Origin of the sequence: Halolamina litorea (assembly GCF_026616205.1) — an archaeon.
GTDB lineage: Archaea > Halobacteriota > Halobacteria > Halobacteriales > Haloferacaceae > Halolamina > Halolamina litorea.
On record NZ_JANHGR010000003.1, the window covers coordinates 19,074 to 37,738 of the forward strand.

General features: G+C 65.5%; 18 protein-coding genes. 9 read left to right on the forward strand and 9 right to left on the reverse strand.

The genetic code is table 11. The features are described from left to right. Window positions 1-335: 335 nt before the first annotated feature. On the forward strand, window positions 336-1,643 hold the full coding sequence (locus NO998_RS14415) for an acetamidase/formamidase family protein (protein ID WP_267647987.1): 1,308 nt from the start codon (window positions 336-338) through the stop codon (window positions 1,641-1,643). 148 nt (window positions 1,644-1,791) lie between these two features. Here the strand turns inward: NO998_RS14415 and NO998_RS14420 are convergent, their stop codons facing one another. After that, on the reverse strand, window positions 1,792-2,508 hold the full coding sequence (locus tag NO998_RS14420; RefSeq protein WP_267647988.1) for a hypothetical protein: 717 nt from the start codon (window positions 2,506-2,508) through the stop codon (window positions 1,792-1,794). 49 nt (window positions 2,509-2,557) lie between these two features. On the opposite strand from NO998_RS14420, the gene NO998_RS14425 reads away from it, so the two are divergent. The 6 genes from NO998_RS14425 (at window position 2,558) to NO998_RS14450 (ending at window position 7,911) form a co-directional block, all read left to right on the forward strand. Continuing rightward, window positions 2,558-3,820 (forward strand): ABC transporter substrate-binding protein, encoded by a 1,263-nt coding sequence (locus NO998_RS14425; protein ID WP_267647989.1) that lies wholly within the window; start codon window positions 2,558-2,560, stop codon window positions 3,818-3,820. 6 nt (window positions 3,821-3,826) lie between these two features. After that, window positions 3,827-4,933: a FecCD family ABC transporter permease gene (locus NO998_RS14430; protein ID WP_267647990.1), complete on the forward strand. Its 1,107-nt coding sequence runs from the start codon at window positions 3,827-3,829 to the stop codon at window positions 4,931-4,933. Further along, entirely contained in the window at window positions 4,930-5,676 is a 747-nt protein-coding gene (locus NO998_RS14435) for an ABC transporter ATP-binding protein (protein ID WP_267647991.1), read from the forward strand. The genes NO998_RS14430 and NO998_RS14435 overlap by 4 nt, the downstream gene beginning before the upstream one ends. A gap of 157 nt (window positions 5,677-5,833) precedes the next feature. After that, complete coding sequence (locus NO998_RS14440) at window positions 5,834-6,712, forward strand: SDR family oxidoreductase (RefSeq protein WP_267647992.1); 879 nt, start codon at window positions 5,834-5,836, stop codon at window positions 6,710-6,712. Window positions 6,713-6,826: 114 nt separating this feature from the next. Continuing rightward, window positions 6,827-7,432: a winged helix-turn-helix domain-containing protein gene (locus tag NO998_RS14445; protein ID WP_267647993.1), complete on the forward strand. Its 606-nt coding sequence runs from the start codon at window positions 6,827-6,829 to the stop codon at window positions 7,430-7,432. Next, window positions 7,429-7,911, forward strand: coding sequence for a toxin-antitoxin system TumE family protein (locus NO998_RS14450; RefSeq protein WP_267647994.1), 483 nt, complete (start codon window positions 7,429-7,431; stop codon window positions 7,909-7,911). Before NO998_RS14445 ends, NO998_RS14450 begins: the two co-directional genes overlap by 4 nt. A gap of 112 nt (window positions 7,912-8,023) precedes the next feature. Here the strand turns inward: NO998_RS14450 and NO998_RS14455 are convergent, their stop codons facing one another. From NO998_RS14455 to NO998_RS14490, 8 genes are all read right to left on the reverse strand, one after another. After that, window positions 8,024-9,364 carry a serpin family protein gene (locus tag NO998_RS14455; protein ID WP_267647995.1) on the reverse strand — a complete coding sequence of 447 codons (1,341 nt, stop codon included), beginning with the start codon at window positions 9,362-9,364 and terminating at the stop codon, window positions 8,024-8,026. Between the two features lie 302 nt (window positions 9,365-9,666). Beyond that, window positions 9,667-10,029: a group I truncated hemoglobin gene (locus NO998_RS14460; RefSeq protein WP_267647996.1), complete on the reverse strand. Its 363-nt coding sequence runs from the start codon at window positions 10,027-10,029 to the stop codon at window positions 9,667-9,669. A gap of 100 nt (window positions 10,030-10,129) precedes the next feature. Then, on the reverse strand, window positions 10,130-10,768 hold the full coding sequence (locus tag NO998_RS14465) for a helix-turn-helix domain-containing protein (protein WP_267647997.1): 639 nt from the start codon (window positions 10,766-10,768) through the stop codon (window positions 10,130-10,132). A gap of 251 nt (window positions 10,769-11,019) precedes the next feature. Next, window positions 11,020-12,312: a glutamate dehydrogenase GdhB gene (gdhB, locus tag NO998_RS14470; RefSeq protein WP_267647998.1), complete on the reverse strand. Its 1,293-nt coding sequence runs from the start codon at window positions 12,310-12,312 to the stop codon at window positions 11,020-11,022. A gap of 2 nt (window positions 12,313-12,314) precedes the next feature. Beyond that, entirely contained in the window at window positions 12,315-12,455 is a 141-nt protein-coding gene (locus NO998_RS14475; protein WP_267647999.1) for a rubrerythrin-like domain-containing protein, read from the reverse strand. A 119-nt stretch (window positions 12,456-12,574) separates the two neighbouring features. Beyond that, entirely contained in the window at window positions 12,575-15,439 is a 2,865-nt protein-coding gene (locus NO998_RS14480) for a bacterio-opsin activator domain-containing protein (protein WP_267648000.1), read from the reverse strand. 131 nt (window positions 15,440-15,570) lie between these two features. Then, window positions 15,571-15,993, reverse strand: a complete 423-nt coding sequence (locus tag NO998_RS14485) for a VOC family protein (RefSeq protein WP_267648001.1) — start codon at window positions 15,991-15,993, stop codon at window positions 15,571-15,573. Further along, on the reverse strand, window positions 15,993-16,340 hold the full coding sequence (locus NO998_RS14490; protein ID WP_267648002.1) for a cupin domain-containing protein: 348 nt from the start codon (window positions 16,338-16,340) through the stop codon (window positions 15,993-15,995). Before NO998_RS14490 ends, NO998_RS14485 begins: the two co-directional genes overlap by 1 nt. 87 nt (window positions 16,341-16,427) lie before the next feature. On the opposite strand from NO998_RS14490, the gene NO998_RS14495 reads away from it, so the two are divergent. Further along, complete coding sequence (locus NO998_RS14495) at window positions 16,428-17,324, forward strand: ABC transporter substrate-binding protein (RefSeq protein ID WP_267648003.1); 897 nt, start codon at window positions 16,428-16,430, stop codon at window positions 17,322-17,324. 2 nt (window positions 17,325-17,326) lie between these two features. Continuing rightward, window positions 17,327-18,310: an ABC transporter substrate-binding protein gene (locus tag NO998_RS14500; protein ID WP_267648004.1), complete on the forward strand. Its 984-nt coding sequence runs from the start codon at window positions 17,327-17,329 to the stop codon at window positions 18,308-18,310. The last annotated feature ends 355 nt before the right edge of the window (window positions 18,311-18,665 follow it).

Sequence of the window (18,665 nt, forward strand, 5' to 3'; positions counted from 1 at the left end):
CAGTACGTCCGTCTGCGCAACGACGGCCCTGAGCGACCTACAAGAAAACTGGCGAGCATTGCATACCGTCAATCGACTGGTTTTTGTGGAGTATTCCGTACCACATCTCGTGTAGTTTGGATGCCTTAGAACGCTTCATAGGGGCGTCAGGCGGTTTTGAAGGACTATCACGCCGCTCGACTGGATCCATGACTCCCCAACACCCGCCAGAAACTGAGTTCCGAGGCGGTAGCGCCGGTTCTCATCAAGCACGTCGACGACGGCGGGACGATCATCCTGACCCGTATGTCACCAGCGGCGAACTTATGCTGAGCCGCGCCCAAATTCGCTGTGACATGTCTCAACAGGAAGTCACCGATGAGCTGTACGTCGACCAGTACACGCTCGGACTCGTTGGCCCGGATCAGGAGTGGGCTGGCACCGTCGCCGACGGCGGGACGGTCACCACCTATACACCGCCGGGCTGCTGGGGGCCGATGATCACGCCCTCGTTCCGTGGCGGCCACGAGGTGACACGGCCGATCCGCGTCGAGGGCGCCGAAGTCGGTGACGCCGTCGCTATCCACATCCGTGATGTGGAGGTGACCAGTATGGCGACAAGTACGGGCTCCATGGCCGAACGCGAGGGGGCGTTCCAGGACGACCCGTTCGTCGACCACCGCTGTCCTGAGTGTGGCACTACGTGGCCCGACTCGGTCGTCGAAGGGACTGGCGAGGACGCGATCAAGTGTGCGGAGTGTGGCGCCAACGCCTCCTCCTTCGGGTTCGAATACGGCTACACAGTCGCGTTCGACCACGAGAACGCCGTCGGGATTACGCTCGATAAAGACGGCGCCCACGAACTTGCGACGAACGCCGCGGAAGTGATGGACATCCCCGAGAACTCCCGCCAACACCCGATCCTCCTGTACGAACCTGACGGGATGCCGGGGACGCTGGGACGGCTGCGGCCCTTCATCGGGAACATCGGCACGACGCCGTCGGTCACGATGCCCGACTCCCACAACGCCGGTGACTTCGGTCAGAACTTGATCGGCGCCGAACACGATTACGGCGTCAACACCGAAGAAGATCTCGAGAAGCGCACTGACGGCCACATGGATATCCCGGAGGTGCGTGCGGGCGCGACGCTGATCTGCCCCGTCGACGTCGACGGCGGAGGAGTGTACGTCGGTGACCTCCACGCAAACCAGGGCGACGGCGAACTCTCGCTGCACACCACCGACGTGAGCGGGACCGTCACGATGGACGTCGAAGTGATCAAAGACCTCGAACTCGACGGGCCGATCCTCCTGCCCAACGGGGAGGACCTCCCGTTCATCAGCCAGCCCTACAGCGACGACGAGCGCGACGCAGGCCTCGAGCTGGGCGCCGAACACGGTGTCGACGTGAACACCGAGATGGGGCCGATTCAGGTGGTCGGCTCCGGCGCGACGGTCAACGACGCCACGCAGAACGCATTCGACCGGGCGTCGAAACTGCTCGACATGACCGAAGGCGAGATCCGCGCACGCAGTACGTTCACCGGTGGCGTCCAGATCGGTCGCCTCCCCGGCGTCGTCCAACTCGACATGCTCGTCCCGATGGACATCCTCGCCGATCGCGGGATCGACCACCTCGTTCGAGGCCAGTACGACCTCTGACCGGCGGGATCGGTCCCAGCTCGGGTTCGGTAAGCGACTGTGAGTTCTCGAACACCGATTTTGTGCAGGGGGTTTCTCGTACCGAGCGCCGCAATACTCCTCCCCTCGCTATTCTCACCCGTTCCGACACGCAGCCGGTTTGCACGTACTACTCTGAAAGGTTCCCGGGTTTCCAGCCGTCACCGTCGGCGACGACCGGAAGCACTGGTCCACCGCCCCTGCGCTCCGGCCGGATCCAGTCGTGGGTGTACACCGTAGCCCCGTCGGCTACGTCCCCCTCCCCGACTGCCCGCACCTCGATCCCGTCGGACCGAAGCCGACCGGCCGTGACCTTCTCGCCGTACTCACGGATATCGCCATAGGCGATGTACCGGCCGTCGTCGCCGGCCGCGGTCAGCCCGACGGCGGCGAGTGCGCCGATCACGCCGTCGCCGGTCCCACCGTACTCATCCAGGAACAGTTCCTCACCGGCGTCGGTAGCGACCTCGTACGCCTCCTGCTTGTCGAGTACCTCTTCGGTCGCCCGCTGACCGAACTCGACGACGGCTTCGGGAACGTCCTCGGGCGCAGCGACACAGAGACCGGGGTCGGCCACGTCGGCCATCACGTCGACGAGATGCTCGCCGGCGTCGTCGATGATCGCCTCGACCGGCGGCGCTGTCGCCTCGAACACCAGACAGGCGGCGCTGTTGTGGGTGGTGTACGGGACACGCGGGTCAACGAGGAACTGCTGGCGGACGCTCGCCTCGAACGAAATCCCGTGCTCAGCGGCGATTTCGGCACCGAGGTTCCTGCTCACCCGTCCCGTGCCGTGATCACTGTCGAGGGAATCAGTGTCGTCGATGGCGAGGAGTAGCGTCGTCATGGCTCCGGTGTCAGAGGGTTTTTTGTTCCCCCTGCGCTTCGTTGTTTCGATGACGGAACAACGCCGACGGCGTGACGTGCTCCGCGTGCTCGGAGGGCTGAGTGCGACCGGGATCACGGGACTCGCCGGCTGTACGTCTGGGAACGAGACCGGGAGTACCGATAGCCCGTCCGGGGCGACTGGTTCGGCGTCACCGACGGGAACGGACGACACGACCGCAACGCCGGCGGAGCGATCGGTCACCGACGCCGTCGGGCGGACGGTGGCAGTGCCCGAAACCGTCGACCGTGTCGTCGGACTCGGGTCGGGTGCACTCCGGTTCGTCACCTACGCTGGTGGTGCCGAATCGGTCGTCGCCGTCGAACAGTTGGAGTCGACAAACGCCGACCGACCGTTCCGACCGTACACGCTGGCGAACCAGCGCTACACCGACCTCCCAACGGTCGGGACGCGGAAGAGCCCCGATCCCGAGCGGGTGTTGCAGGCCGACCCGGACGTGGTGGTGTACGGCTATGCGACGCCCGACGAGGCCGACGAGATGCAGAACCGCCTCGGGATTCCGGTCGTCGTGATCCGCCCCGGCGGGCTGACGCAGGACCTTCGGGATCGCTTCTTCGGCTCACTCGATCTCCTCGGGACGGTACTCGGGACGACCGAGCGCGTCGAGACGCTTCGGACGTACGTCGAGGAGAGCCTCGCGGACCTCCAAGAACGGGCCGGCCAAGTCGAGCAGCAGCCACAGGGCTACGTCGGCTACCTCGGCCGGGGGAAACACGGCCTCACCTTCACCCAGCCGAGCTACGTTCCGTTCCGGTACGGCGGCGTCGCGAACGTGGCCGAAGGCGCGACCGGCAGCGGTGACGGCGGTGGGGGCGGCGGTGGAGGCGGTGGAGGCGGTGGGGGTGGAGGCGGCGGTGGTGGAGGCGGCGGTGGCGGAGGCGGCGGCGGTGGCGGCCGAAAGGGCGCGAGACGGATCGAGATCGATCCCGAGACGCTCATTCAGTGGGACCCGTCTATCCTGTTCGTCGATCTCGGAACCGAGAGCTACGACGCACTCGAGGACCCCCAGTACGAGGGTATCACCGCGATCGAGAACGAGCAGGTGTATGCGACCATGCCGACGCGTGACTACGGGACCAACTTCGGGACCGTGATCGCGGACGCCTACGCCGTCGGCGCCGCCGCGAACCCCGACGTCTACGACGTGGACCCCGTCGAGAAGGCCAACGAGGTCTACGAGACGTTCGTCGGCGAACCCGTCTACGACGGCGTGGCCGACGCCTACGGTAACGGTTTCGGCAGCATGCTGTAGGAACTGATGAACGCCGACACCGAGCACACCGGCTCCGGAACCGAGGGCGGGTCACCCGAAACGGCGGCCGACGCCGTCGACGCATACGAACAGCATGTCCGGCAGAAGACCGGTGTCGTGCTGGCCACCGTCGGCGTCCTGTTCGTCCTCGCTGCGTACTCCGTGCTCTCCGGGCCGATCGGAATCCCGCTCTCACAGCTCCCCGGTATCCTCGCAGGTAGCGTCGGGGGGACGCCCGCGCGGGTGATCTGGAACATCCGCCTGCCACGGGTCGTTGCGGCCGTCGGCGCCGGGTTCGGCCTCGCCGTCGCTGGGGCGGTACTCCAGAGTCTGCTTCGGAACCCACTGGCGTCGCCGTACACGCTCGGTATCTCACAAGCAGCCGCGTTCGGGGCGGCCGTCGCCATCGTCGTCTTCGGCGCGGGATCGACGACTGGCGGGTCGTTCGCGTCGTGGGTGCCGTACCTGACCGGCGTCACGGCTTTCGTCGCCGCACTCGGCTCTACTGGGGCGATCCTGCTCGTTGCGCGCCTACGCCGTGCGACGCCGGAGACGCTCGTACTCACCGGGATCGCGCTCGGAGCCTTCTTCAGCGCCGGCACGTCCGCTCTCGAGTACTTCGCGACCAACGTCCAACTCGCCGCGCTGGTCGCCTGGCGGTTCGGGACGGTCTCGAACGCGACGTGGGACGGGAACCTCCTGCTGTGGACCGGCGCCCTGCTCGCTGGCGGCTACTTCGTCCACCGGTCGTGGGCGTACGAGGTGCTCGACGCCGGCGACGACACGGCCCGAACGCTCGGCGTTGAGGTGACACGGCTCCGAGTCACGGGGATGATCATCGCCTCGCTGCTGACGGCGATCGTCGTCTCGCTGTTCGGCGTCATCGGCTTCGTCGGGCTCGTCGTCCCCCATATCGTCCGCCGCGTAATCGGCGGTGACGAGCGATTCCTGATCGTCACCTCCAGCGTCGCTGGCGGCGCGCTTCTCCTCGCGTCGGACATCGTCGCCCGCCGGATCATCGCTCCAGTCGTGCTCCCCGTCGGGATCGTCACGGCGTTCGTCGGCGTACCGTTGTTCCTCTACCTCATCGTCAACGGGAGGGAGTACTGGTGATCCGGATCGACGATCTCACGGTCGGCTACGACGAGCCGGTCGTCTCGGACGTGAACGTCGCTGTCGACCGCGGGGAGCTCGTCGCGGTGCTCGGCCCCAACGGTGTTGGCAAGTCGACGCTGCTGCGGACGGTGCTCGGCCTCCAGTCGCCGCTTTCGGGGACGGTCACAGTCAACGGCGATGACGTGACGGCGCTCTCTCGTTCGGAGATCGCGACTCGGCTCGGGTACGTTCCACAGTCCGAATCGGGCGGCCTCCCCTCGACCGTGTTCGCGACGGTACTCGCCGGGCGGAAACCCCGTGCAACGTGGCGGCCAAGCGACCACGACCGCGAGGTGGTCGGTGAGGTGCTCGCTGACCTCGGCCTCTCGGATCTCGCGATGCGCCAACTCACAGAACTCTCCGGCGGACAGCGCCAGCAGGTCCGACTCGCCCGTGCGCTCGCCCAAGAGCCCGCGGGGCTGGTGCTCGACGAACCGACGAGCAGCCTCGATCTGCGCCACCAACTTGACGTGCTGGAACGGGTCCGAGAGCTCGCCGACGGCGGCGTCGCAGCGCTGTTCGCGTTGCACGATCTCGACCTCGCGCTCCGCTTTGCTGACCGGTTCGTGTTCCTCGCAAACGGTGGTGTCGCCGCCGTCGGAGGTGAGGACGTGGTCACCGCAGACCTCGTCGAACGCGTCTACGGTGTGTCGGCGACGGTCGCCACCGTCGACGGCCGGCGCGTTGTCGTCCCCGACTAGCGACCCCCGGCACCGGGTTTGCCACAGGTACCTTAGGTAGCTTAGTTGCCGAAGCTACCTTTGCTAACGAGGCTAACGGTGATGGCTGTGGGTAGGGTCGAACACCAGCGTTCCGACAGTCCGAACCTTCTCACTTGTTCCGCCTGAACACTGCCGTATGGTCGCCAGCGACATCGCCAACCGCGTCGTCCTCCTGACCGGCGGGACCAGTGGCATCGGCCGGATCGCCGCGAAGGAGTTGGCCGAGCGGGGGGCGACCGTCGCCGTCGTTGGCCGGGATCGCTCTCGGGGGGAGTCGATCGCCGCCGAGTCCTCGACGCTCCGCGGGGAGATTCGGTTCCACCGTGCCGATTTGGCGGCTCAGTCGGCGGTGCGCTCGCTCGCCGAGGAGATCCAGGAGACGTACGGCCGGATCGATGCGCTCGTCCACAACGCGGGGCTCTCCGCCAGTCAGCGAACGGAGACCGTCGACGGGATCGAACGCACGCTCGCAGTCAACTACCTCGCACCGTACCTGCTGACCCACGAACTGATCGATACCGTGTCTGCCTCTGTGCCGGCGCGGATCGTCACCACCGGCTCCGAACTCCACCGTCGCGCCTCGCTGGACGTCGATGACCTCCAGTTCGAGACTGACTACGAAACCCGGCAAGCCTACTCGCGCTCGAAACTCGCGCTGATCGCCTTCACGCTCGAACTTGCCGACAAGCTCCCCGACGGCGTCACTGCCAACAGCTTCCACCCAGGGTTCATCCCGTCGACGAACCTGTTCCGGGAGGCGTCGCTACCGACCCGAATCGGCGTCCGGCTCGCGGGTCTCGTCCCCGGCGTCGGTACCAGCCCGCAGACGGGTGCAGGACGGTTGGTTCGACTCGTCACTGACCCGGAGTTCAGTGATCGAACCGGCGTCTACGTTACCGGCGACGGGATCGTTTCGCCCTCCGCGGACGCCGCCGACCCGGAGCAACGGCGCCGACTATGGGACCGTACCGCCGACCTCGTCGGCGTCGATCCGGATTGGCCGAGGATGGCGTAGGTCGTTCGTTCTCCGTCGGCCGAGGAGTCACTGAGCGATTCCGACGCATGAGCAATGGAGGGAAATATGCTACCCCGCAGATTAATATGTTGTCTTCTCTTAGCTTGAACCACTATGACTGAGGATACGCCTCCCCGGATAAAGCCGGATGGCGGGAGCGACGGCTACGATGTCAACGAGGCGGTTGAAGAGGAGTGGGTCGAGGAGACGACACCGTTCGACCGAGTCTACGAGATCATCCAACGCGTCTACGACCCTGCGTCCGCCAGAGAGATCGCTGACCGTGCTCGTGTATCGCCGACTACAGCACGAAAGCACCTTCGAACTCTTGCACGGGCTGGTGAAGTGGCGACGTCTCAAGATGGCCAGACGACGCAGTACCGACGGTCAGAAACGGCGATCGTCACCGAACACGCACAGGCGCTCCTCACGGAACGGACGCCAGAAGAGATCGCATCCGGCATCGCAGAGATGAAGGCACAGATCCGGGAATGGCGGGAGGAATATGGCGTCGATTCTCCCGAGGAGTTCGCCCGGGAACTGGATGTCGACGACGCCGACAGGGACCACGGCCCCCTTCTTACAGAATGGCAAACGACGCGGCGCAACCTCGCACTCGCACAAGCCACACTTGCGATCGCTGAGGCAAGCAACAGTGGTCACCTCACTGGTGCCGACACAGACGATGATGGCCACGGCGACACGTCGGTCATCGTATGACCGAGGACGTGGACGATCCTCACCGTTCACAGCCAGCAGAGCAATCTGAGGTTTTCGGCTCCATCGACGCCACGGCGCTCCGAAAGATCCGAGACTTGATTGTTGCACAAGAACCGTTGGTCCAGACTGCATCGCTGGACGATCCATTGAACCCTCAGACGCTTTCGGTCGAACTGTCCGATGGGGTCGGAACAGCAACGACCGCGCGGATAGACATTCGGTGGAGCCTGACTGACAACTACACCGCACACTACACGGACGAGCAAGATCGGAACTTCCGGTTTGACTGCCACCCGAAACCCGACGCGCCGAGACGACACTTCCACCCACCACCTGACGCCCCAAGTCGTCCCGTTGAACAATCCTGCATTGCTGTCTCTGAGGCCGGCCTCGTGACGCGGGCGGTTCTCCAACGGTGGCGGTATGCCCACACGAACGGAACGTTCGAGGGTGTTAACGACGCCGAGAATCCACCGTAGGAAGAGTCCTATCGACGTCTTCTGCGTGGGGACGATGTCAATCTGCCGTGTGTCCAACGCGAGCTGAATGGACCAGGCTGTGACGGTGTTCGTGGATTTGTTCAGGAATCTCCTACGCTTGTGCAGCGCTGGCATCGACAACACGACCTGTGAACAGCACCGTCCCGGTTGGTCGATCCCGGATCACGAAGAGGAACGGGCGGTTCGCGTCGAGTAACGTCGGTGGAAGCGAGACGAGAGTCATCACTGATCCCGTCGCCGCTGCCGCTTCGGTCCCTTGCTCGTCGACGCCGACGTAGGCGTCGTGGTAGACCTGATCGAGAAACAGGTTGCCGCCCACCTCCGAGAGGTCGGCCATCCGTGAGAAGTCCGCCTCATTCGGGGCGAACGCCTCGGTCATTCCCAGCGCCTCCAACGATTGCTCCAGTTTGAACGCCGAGTCGAACTCGAAGCGTGGGAGATTGACGTAGCCACGCTGGGGTTCGAGTGCGTCGACGATCCGGGCGAGGCGCTCGCCGTCGAACGTTCGTTCGTAGGCTGCGAACTCGCCGGCAGGTGGCACGATGACGAGCATCCCGGTCGTTCCGCCGACGTACGGTAGTTCAACGGCCTGGGCTCCGTCGACGGTCGCCGCCGGGACCCTGACGTCTTGGGACATCATCTGGACCGAACTCGTCGAGCCATCGAGCGCGGTGAACGGGGCGGGCTCCGTCTGCTCCTCGTCGAACGGATGGAGCCAGTTCGCCGTGAAGTAGATCGCATTCGTCAGGACGAGCGCGGTCTGAGACGTGATCGACCCCTTCGGAAGCAGCTCCTCGATCCGGTTGTCGGTCTGTTCGGCGACCCAAGCGTTGATGCTTCGCCGGATACCGTTCGGGTTCTCGACGAAATCGACTTCGGTGAGGTCACCGCTGTAGTGGTTCTCGAGCGTGGTCAGGTATTCCTCCCTGAACGGAAACCCCTCTTGGCCCCAAATGGCGTTGGCGAGCGAGAGCTGGAACGGAACGGGATCGTCGTCGCCGTCGTACTCCGATGGGAGGTCCGCTTCATCGACGTCCTCGCCGCGGCCAGACAGCGTTCGCTGGAGTTCGTTGAACGCTGCATGGAGTTGTTGGTCACTGAGTGTGTGGTGGAGCGCCTCCTGCATCTGCTCGCGAGTGGTCCCGCTGGCACCAGCGTACGTCATCGACAGCGCGATCGTGGCACTGATCGGCGAAACCATCAGGTTCTCGGCGCCCTCAGCTGTGCGGAGTTCGTCGAACAGGTCGAACGCGAACGAGTTCGTTCCAGTTACCAACTCATCGAGGATGTCGTCCCCAACGTCTGCGTGGACCGCGGGCATCGACGACGCGCTCGCGCCGATGTCCGCTCGGGAGTTTCCCGGTGCTGTACAACCCGCGAGGGCACCGGCGAGGAGGGCGCTCGAGACGGAGAGATAGTGACGGCGGTCCATACTCACGAGATGTGGGAGGGGGACGGCGAGTATCTTCTGAAAGCACAAACCGATTTTTCAGTAAGCTATTCGACATTAGGTGCAGTGTGACGGAGTCGCCGGTAGCGGAACCATACGCGGGCTTGGGTTGCGTTGACGGCGTCGAGGAACCGCTCACGCTCCCTATAGCTCGACGGAGCAGGCTCAGCCGACAGCGCGAACCCCTCGAAAGGGGAAGTTCGTAACCGATAGCTGAGACGCATACTTCGATGGAGCGGCAAGGAGTGGACCAAACTGCCACAAAGAAGCTCCGCTCGCTCCGATCAGTTCCCGATAATCGGCGGCTTCAACGCAGCGACTTCAGACATGATCGCCGAGACGTTCTCGTCGTCGACGCCCGCGTCGACGAGTGCCTGTTCGAGGTACTCGCCGACGAGGTCGAACTCCGATCCGGAGATGTCCAAGTGGTCGTGTGCTTCCCGCATGTCGGCGCCGCCGTAGTCAACCGGGCCGCCGGCGACGGCGCTGATGAACTGGACCTGGTGAGCACGCAGTTCGGCCATGTCCATCCCCTCGAAGAAGTCGGCCAACTGGTCGTCTGCCAGCACCCGGTCGTAGAAGTCGTCGACGACCTGTTCGACCGCGTCCCTGCCCCCGATCTGGCTGTAGATTGTTTCGGACATCAACCAGTCTGAGGTACGGGCGGCAACCCGTTGGCGACTCTCGCTATCGTCTGAGGGTCTTTATAAGCAAACGATACACAAGTGACAGGGAACCGGGCAGCTCCTAGGCCGCAAGCAGTTGGTTCAGGAGCTTCCGCTGGGCGACCGCGAGGTGTTCACTGAACGTCGCTCCGGAGACGCCGAGTCGGTCAGCCACCTCCTCGTTTCCGGCACGGCGCGGCCTGTCGAAGTAGCCCATCTCGTGGGCGGTGGCGAGCGCTTCGTACTGCCGGTCCGTGAACGCCTCCCGCTCGACGAACAGGAGTTGCTCCCCCTCGTCGGGGGCGGACTGCGTCAGTCTCCGAAGTCGGACCGTTTCCGAGCACGAACGGAGGTCAGTGACGATTTCCTGGACCACGTCGACGTCCTGTGCGACGAACGAGACGTGGATCGACCCGGACTCCGCGCGGACGTCCCGGATGGGGCAGCCGTGGTCGGGGATGCGTCCGCAGGGGCAGTCGGTGCTCTCGGTGGAGAACCGATGGACCGACTGGGAGCCGTCGGCGAAGACGAGCTCCGTATCGTGTTCGGACAGCCCCCCAGCGGCAGCTTCGTCGACCGTCAGTTCCCCGACGACGCCGGAGTCGGACCCTCGCCCGCCGTCGGTGTGGACCGACGCCACCTCGCTCGCCTCACTGATCGATCCCACCGGACACGCCTCGATACCGTCGACCACCATCTCTACGTGAACCCCCGTGGTCATCGCCGGCGCTACGATGCCGTCGGATAAGGGCTGACGGATTCCCCGCCGTACTCATCACGGATCGATCACGTTCCGCGCCGATCGGAGCGACCGCTGTCGACCGTATCGGACCGTGTGCCAGCGTACCGAGAAGAGGACCCTCCGGGGTGAGCGTACGGCACTACAGGGCTGTACGAAACGGGGGGGAACGACGCCACCTCGCTCACCCGAGGGCTGGTTCGCTCGGGAGGGGCGTCAGCGAGAAGCCGCCGTCACGGCCAGAGCCCCCTCGCCTCGTGGGCGTCGGCGACCCGCGAGAGGGCGACGATGTACGCCGCCTCCCGCCACGGCACGTCGTACTCCCGGCGGCGCTCCGCGACCGTGTTCCACGCGTCCAGCATCTCCGCCTCCAGTTCGTCGTTGACCCGTTCGAGCGACCACGACCGGCGATTGATGTCCTGCAGCCACTCGAAGTAGCTGACGGTCACCCCGCCAGCGTTGGCGAGGATGTCCGGGATGACTGGCACCGAGCGCTCGTTGAGTATCTCGTCGGCACCGCTGGTCGTCGGGCCGTTCGCCCCCTCGACGACGATGTCGGCCTCGACGTCCCCCGCGTTGGCTTCGGTGAGGACGTTCCCGACGGCGGCCGGGATCAGCACGTCGACGTCCAGTTCGAGCAGTTCGTCGTTCGTCACCTCTTCCGGGGCCGGATGGCCCAGCACCCCTTCGGGCTGCTCGTGGTGTGACGGGATCGAGGCGGTGTCGAGCCCGTTCGGGTCGTAGATGCCGCCGTTCACGTCGCTGACGGCGACGATCTTCGCTCCCCACTCGTCGAGTAAGCGGGCGGCGTTGGCCCCGACGCTCCCGTACCCCTGCACGGCGACGCTGGTCTCCGAGAGCGGTTTGTCGTAGTGTTCGGCCGCTTTACGGGCGATGATCGCGACGCTCCGTCCGGGTGCCTCGTCACGGCCCTCACTCCCACCGACGAGCGGGGGTTTGCCGGTGACGACGCCGGGGGTCGTCTCGCCTTCCTGCATCGAGTAAGCGTCCATCAGCCACGCCATCGTCTGCGGGCCGGTCCCCATGTCCGGCGCCGGGATGTCCGTGTTCGGCCCGATGACGTTCCGCAGTTCTTCGGCGAACCGTCTGGTCAACCGTTCGGTCTCCGCGTCGCTGAGATCCTTCGAGTCGACCGCGATGCCGCCCTTCGCGCCGCCGAAGGGGAGGTCCATGACCGCACACTTCCACGTCATCCACATCCCGAGCCCGACACACTCGTCCCTCGTGACGTCCGGGTGGTACCGCAGTCCGCCCTTGTGTGGCCCCCTGACGGAGTCGTGTTGGGCTCTGTAGCCGGTGTACACCTCGACCGACCCGTCGTCCCGTTCGATGGGAACCGTCACTTCGTGGACCTTCTTCGGGTGTTTGAGTCGCTCGACGATGTTCGGGTCGACGTCGAGCTGTTCGGCGGCGCTGTGTAGCTGTCGGAGGGCGGTTTCGAGGGCCGTCTCCTCGGCAGGCTCCTCGGTCGCACCGTCGGCTGACTGATCGTGTGTAGAGGACATTGTCACTCGAGAGCCGTTTCGCGGTTGCGCATCTGCCCACCACAGTCAGGGCAGTGGATCGGCTGCGATGCCGAGCGGTGGATCGTTCCGCACTCGAAGCACTCGTAAGCGCTCTCTCGGTCGGAGGCGTCTGTGTCGTTCATGCGTTGAGAGTGGAGACGCCGGGGACCCGGCGCTCCAAAAACACGTAGCGGGCGACGGGACCAGTAGCTGATTGCTGGCTATCGAAGGGCAACAGAATGGGGCTATTGGATAGTGAACCCTACTCCGCCACCGTCGCACCGACCTCCTCGAACAGGGTGGCAAAGAGCTTCCGCTGAACTGTTCTGACGTGTTGGTAGAACGCTGTCGAGGAGATCCCGAGCGTCGACGCGACCTCCTCACCGCTGCTGGCTCTGGGCGACTCGAAGTAGCCGCCGTAGTACGCGGTCTGGACGACCTCGAACTGTCGGTCGGTGAGCTTCTCTAGGAACCGCGAGTAGAGGTCCCGTTCGGCCGACTGATCGAGTCGCTGCTTAGACAGCAGTTGGACGCCGTCGAACCGCTCGCGCACGAGGCGGGAGACCCGCCGCACGTCGACGCTCTCGGGGGCGTCGATGACGACGGTCGTCTCCGTTGGCGTCGCCTTCGCGCTCCTGAAGACGGCGCCGTGTTCCGCGAGTTCGACCGCCAGGAACCGTTCCGAGAACCGAAGTCTGAGTACCGTTTCGGCCCCCTCGGTACTGATCCGGCGGACGTCCCGGATGGCGACGAGGTCCGCCGCCGTGGCCTCCACGGCCACGGGGTCGCCGTCGTTCACCGTGACGAAGACGTCGTTGCCCTCCGCGTGCCGTCGGACACCACCCTGGTACACGAGGGTCGAACCCGTTTCGCGGGCGATCTTCGAGAGGACGAACTGCGGGTCGTCCACCTCGAACGTCACCCGCGTCATCGACGTCGAGAGGAGGGCGTTCTTCCGCTCGACGGCACTGATCGCGGACGCGATCGTCTCGCCCAACTCCGTCAGTACGTCCTTCGTCCGGTCGTCGAAGGCCTGCTGCTCGTCGGCGTAGACGGTCAGCGCGCCGTAGGAGAGGTCGTTGTACGTCAGCGGGATACTGATAACCGAGAGGTAATCACGCGAGAGCGCCGCCTTGCGCCACGACTCCGTTCGGAGCCCTTCGGCGACGTTGTCGACGACCGCGGGCTGTCCGGTAGCGACGGCACGGCCGGCCGGTTCCACGCCCTCTCCCTCGATCCGGAACGCCGGGCCGTTCAGGTACCCCTCCTCCCGGCCGTCCCAACTCCGCGGTTCGACGTGGGCCGACGTGACGTCCGGCGAGCCCACCCACGCGAACGTGAAGCGGTCCTCGGCGGCGAGGAGGCGACAGACCATGTGCTCGACCTCTTCGCGCGTTTCGGCTTGGACGATCGCTTGATCGATCTCTCGAATGATTTCGTTGATCCGGTTGAGCGAGTGAAGCTGCTCGTTGCGCCGCGTCAGTTCGCGCTCCTGCGTTCGAAGCGTCGATTCCCGGGAGACCCGGTCGAAGGCTGCTTCCGCGGTTGCTGCGAGCAGGTCAGCAAGCTCTCTGGTGATGTCGTCGAACGGACCGGCCGTGTCGGAGCCGAACACGAAGACGCCGTGGTCGCCCAGCGGTGCGTAGCCGACCTGGTGGAGCCCACTCGTCGGATCGCCGAAGGCCGCGGCGTCGTGCACGTCCTCGAAGAAGCGCGCCTCGTTCTCCACGAAACACTGACTCACGGGGTCGTCGGCGCTCGCGGCGACGCGTTTGGCGGGGTTGTGTAGTTGCGCCATCCGCTCGGAACTGCTCGACAGCTCCAGCGTGTTCGTCTCGGCGTCGAAGAGGTACACCGCGCTCGAATCGAGGTTCAACACGCCGGGCGTGTCGTCGACGACGTGCTGTGCGATCGCCGGGGGCGTCTCGGCGTAGAGGAACTCCCTCGCGGTCGCCTGGAGCGTCGCAAGGGCCTCCTCACGCTGCTTTCGCTCAGTGATGTCCCGGCACGTATAGAGGATGCGTCCGTCCTGAATCGAGACCTCCCGCACGTTGACCAGCAGCGTGTGCTCTTGGCCCGTCTTGTCGGTGACCGTCGTCTCGATGTTCTTCAGCACACCCTTCGAGGCCAACTCCTCGCGGTCGAACAGGTCCTCCCCGAGCAGCTCTTCGACCGGTTGCTGGTCGTGGATCTCCGCGGCACTGTACCCGAAGATGAAGTGAACGTTCGGGCAGACGTAGACGTACGATCCGTCCTCGTCGGTCATGAGGACGGTATCGGTCATGTACTTCAACGTCGCCCGGTGGAGCTGTTCGGACTGCCTGAGGTCGCGGTCGAGCCGGACGCGCTGTGAGACATCGATCCCTTCGACGACGACCGACACCACCTCACCCCGTGCGTTCTCGACCGGATGGACCGACAGTTCGAGGATCCGTGGGTCGTCGGCGTCCTCGGCGCCGACGACGACCGCATCGCCGAAGCCCCCGTTCAGCCCCCTCTCGACGAGGGCCGCAACGTCGGCACTGAGGCTCGGTTCTCCCTCCCACCACGGGAGTTCACTGAACAGTTCGCCGACCAGGGCGTCGACGGGCTCGTCGACCATCTCGCGTGCAGCCTTGTTGACCCGGCTCAGACGACCACCATCGTCGAGTACCCACGTCGCCGCACGCGTGTCCTGAAAGACGGCTTCGAACTGCTGTGCGCGCTCCCGCCGGGTCGCCGTCCGCCTCGCGGACCAGACGGCCCGCCTCGTTCGTTCGACAAGGTCGTCGACGGCGTCGTCGACGGGGTCCTCGATCGGAACGTAGTCGGTAATCCCGGCCGAGACGGCACTGCTCGCGAGCCGTTCGCTACCGTCGTCGGTCGCTAGTACGGTCGGGAACGCTGCGGTCTCCTCCTGGAGTTCTGCGAGGAACGTCACCCCGTCTGTCTCCCCGACCGTTTTCGCACCGACGACACAGCAGAACTCGTCGGCGCGAAACCGTGCCTTCGCGTCCGCCGCGGTCGCCGCCCTGTGGACGCTCGCGGACGTTTGTTCCTCGAGCGCCGCCACGAACGCCGGCATCCACGGCTCCGACCCGGCGACGAGTACGGCGGCGTCCTGGAACACCGATTGATCCTCGCTCATGCAGACACTCCCACTTCGTAGTTCCCCGACGCGTATATCGGCTTCCGTCCGCGGCGCTCGCCGGCGGACGGATGCTACCCGGCGAACGGGGACGGTACGGGGGAGTTCGACGGATGCCCGTCCGGGACTGGCTACACGTCGTCGTGGGTCAGGAGCGTCCGCTCGGTGTCGGTGGGCGGCTCCCGGGTCACCACTTCGAGGAGGTTCCCGTCCGGGTCGAGGAAGTAGAACCCCTCAGTCTCCCCCCAGTCGTAAGGGCCCTGTTTGGGGAACTGATCGTCGAGTCGGTCCACCAGCGTCTCGTACCGGTCGCGGTCGGTCTCGAAGGCCACGTGGGCCTTGTCCAGCGGATGGTCGAGGTCGGCCGCCGTCCAGCCGTCTGCGCGGCCGCTCTCGACGAGCGTGAACGTGGTGTCGCCGACGGAGAACATCGCGTGCTCGCCGTGGAAGTCGGCCGGGGGTCGATCGACGGTGAGGCCGAGCGTATCCCGGTAAAACGGGTAGCACACGGCGAGGTCGTCGACGGCGACGTTGAGGTGATCGACGCCCTCCATCAGTCGTCAGCCTCCCCCCAGTCAGGTTCGTCTCGCGGCGGCGAGAGGACACCGATGCCGACCGCTGGTTCCTCACCTCGGTTCTCGGCGCCGTGAAGCTCGCCGCTCTCGAAGGCGTAGGAGGTCCCCGCGGGCAGGGGACGGGTCTCGTCGTCGAGTACCGCGGTCAGCGCGCCGCTGATCACGTAGCCGATCTGTTCGTTGTCGTGACGGTGAGTCGGGAGCGTTGCCCCCGGTTCGACGCGCCAGAACTTCATCGATGCGCGTTCACCGCGGGCTAAGTCAGCGAGGGCGACGCCCTCGGAAACCGTCGTCGGGGATCGTTCATCCGTGGTCACTCGGTTCATCTGGCGTGTGGTGCGTAGTCACACCGAGGTAGGTATAAAGGTTACCAACCAACCTTTAAGTGGTACTCGGAAGAACCCCCGATTCGCATGTCAGACGACGACCGACTCCGACTGTTCCACCTGCCGTTCTCGTTCATGCTGCCCCAGCGGGTGGCCAGCGAGCGCGGCTACTTCGCCGACGAGGGCCTCGACGCCGAGCTCGTCGAACGCGAACGCAGCGACGTTGAGTGGAAGTACATCCCCGCCGAGGAGCGCCTGACCGACGACTACGGAATCGACGTCTACCCGATCTGCAAGTGGGAGAGCCTCAAGCGGACGTGGGAGATGGGCGACGGTCGTGTCGTCGCGAAGGGAACCTTCGCCGACCAGCCATACAGCGTGTTCACCCGACGCGACGACATCACCGATCCGTCGGACCTCGCCGGCGTTCCGGTCGGCATCAACGAACGGACCGGGCAGGAGTACACCGCGATGCGGGCGCTGGAGGAGCACATGGCCCCCGAGGCCGTCGAACTCGTCCACCACGGGATGCCGACCGACCGCCTGCAAGCCCTCGACGACGGCGAGGTCGACGCCGTGATCCTGATCGAGCCTCACAGTACGCTGGCCGAACGGCTCGGCTTCGAGCGCGTCCTGGAGTTCGAGAACCACATGGGGATCGTCGGCGGCGAGGGGCTCGACCGCGAGACGTTCGCCGGGTTCATGCGGGCGTTCGGCCGCGCGGTCGGGGAGATCAACGCCCATCCCGACCGCTACCGCGAGGCGTACCTCTCGATGCTCCGATCCGAGGAGGACGAGGCGCCGGAGCTGTTCGCCGGCATCGACCTCGACGCCGTCGAAGCCGAGCTTTCGGTGCCGGAGTACGACGTGCCCCAACTGGCCACCGGCGACGAACTCGACGAACACTTGCGCTGGATGCAGCGCCGCGAACTGGTGGACGACGACGCCGATATCGACGCCATCGTCGCCGACGGGGGTGAGTGATCGTGGGGATCGAAGACCAACAGGCTGCCATCGACGCCGAACACGGCGACCCTGAGGGGCTGCCGGTCATGCGGGCCCGCTTCGAGCACAACGGCAGCCCGCGGTACATGCTTTACACGATGAAGCGGCTCGGCCTCGACCACGAGCACGGCTTCCACCTCGACTTCGAGTTGGTCTCGGACGAACTCGAAGGCGAAGTCGAGACCGTCGAGGCGAAGCTACAGGACGGCGAGGCCGACCTGATCGACATCGACTACATCTCGACGGCCCGCGAGCGCGCCGAGGGCGCGCCGATCGTCGCGTTCTACCCCTACGGCCGAACCGTCGGCGGCCTCGTCGCCCACGAGGACAGCGACATCGACTCGCTCGCCGACCTGCAGGGGAAGGACGTCGGCGTCGTTCGTCGGCTCGACAAGAACTGGATCCTCGTCCGTGCGGCGACCCGGGAGCAGTACGGCTTCGACGCGGACGAGGCGGCGACGCCGATCGAGGCCGGCTCGAAGGTCGAACTCACGCGGATGATCCGCGAGGGCGAGGTCGACGCCGTCCTGCAGTTCTGGCCGATCGTCCCCGAGATCACCGAGACCGGCCCCTACGAGGAGGTGCTCCCGATGGCCGAGCTCGTACAGGACCTCTCGGGCACCGACAACAAGCTCCCGATTTCGACGTTCCTGACGAGCGAGGAGTACCTGGACCACCACCGCGAGACGGCCCGCGCGTTCGCCAGCGCATACCGAGCGACCGTCGACCGCCTCGTCGAGGACGACGAGCCGTGGGAGGTCGTCGGCGAGAAGCTGATGACCCACGACGACCCGGAGATCGTCCGGGCGGTCCGTGACGGTTGGCGCGACATGGTCGTTCGGGACTGGGACGAGGAGACGATCGACGGGATGGAGGAGCTGTTCGACTCGCTGTACGCCATCGGCGGCACCGACGCGCTCGGTGTGGACCACATCCCCGACGGGATGTTCCGACTGCTCGAGTAACGGACCGGGGGTCAGCACGTTTCGCCGATGTCGTCTCGGCTGCCGTCCCGAGGACTGAGACGGCTCCCCGGGGCAGAGTCGACATCGTACCAGTGAAAATACGATCATTAATGTTCGTCACCGCTGAGGCGTCCCCCAGACGGGGGGAGCACACAGCGCTCGGGCCGAACGGGGACTGCTCCGAAACGAACCCGCGAACCTACTGGAACCTAGTCGGGGTGTAACAAATTTCCGCGGTCCCGTACTGCCTGTGAGGGGCCCGTATTGGGTCTGGAAAAATGGTTCTCGACGACCCCACCACGAACATCGGTGTTCAGCCGGCCCGCAGCGGTACAGCGGGCGTGCAGGAGTCACT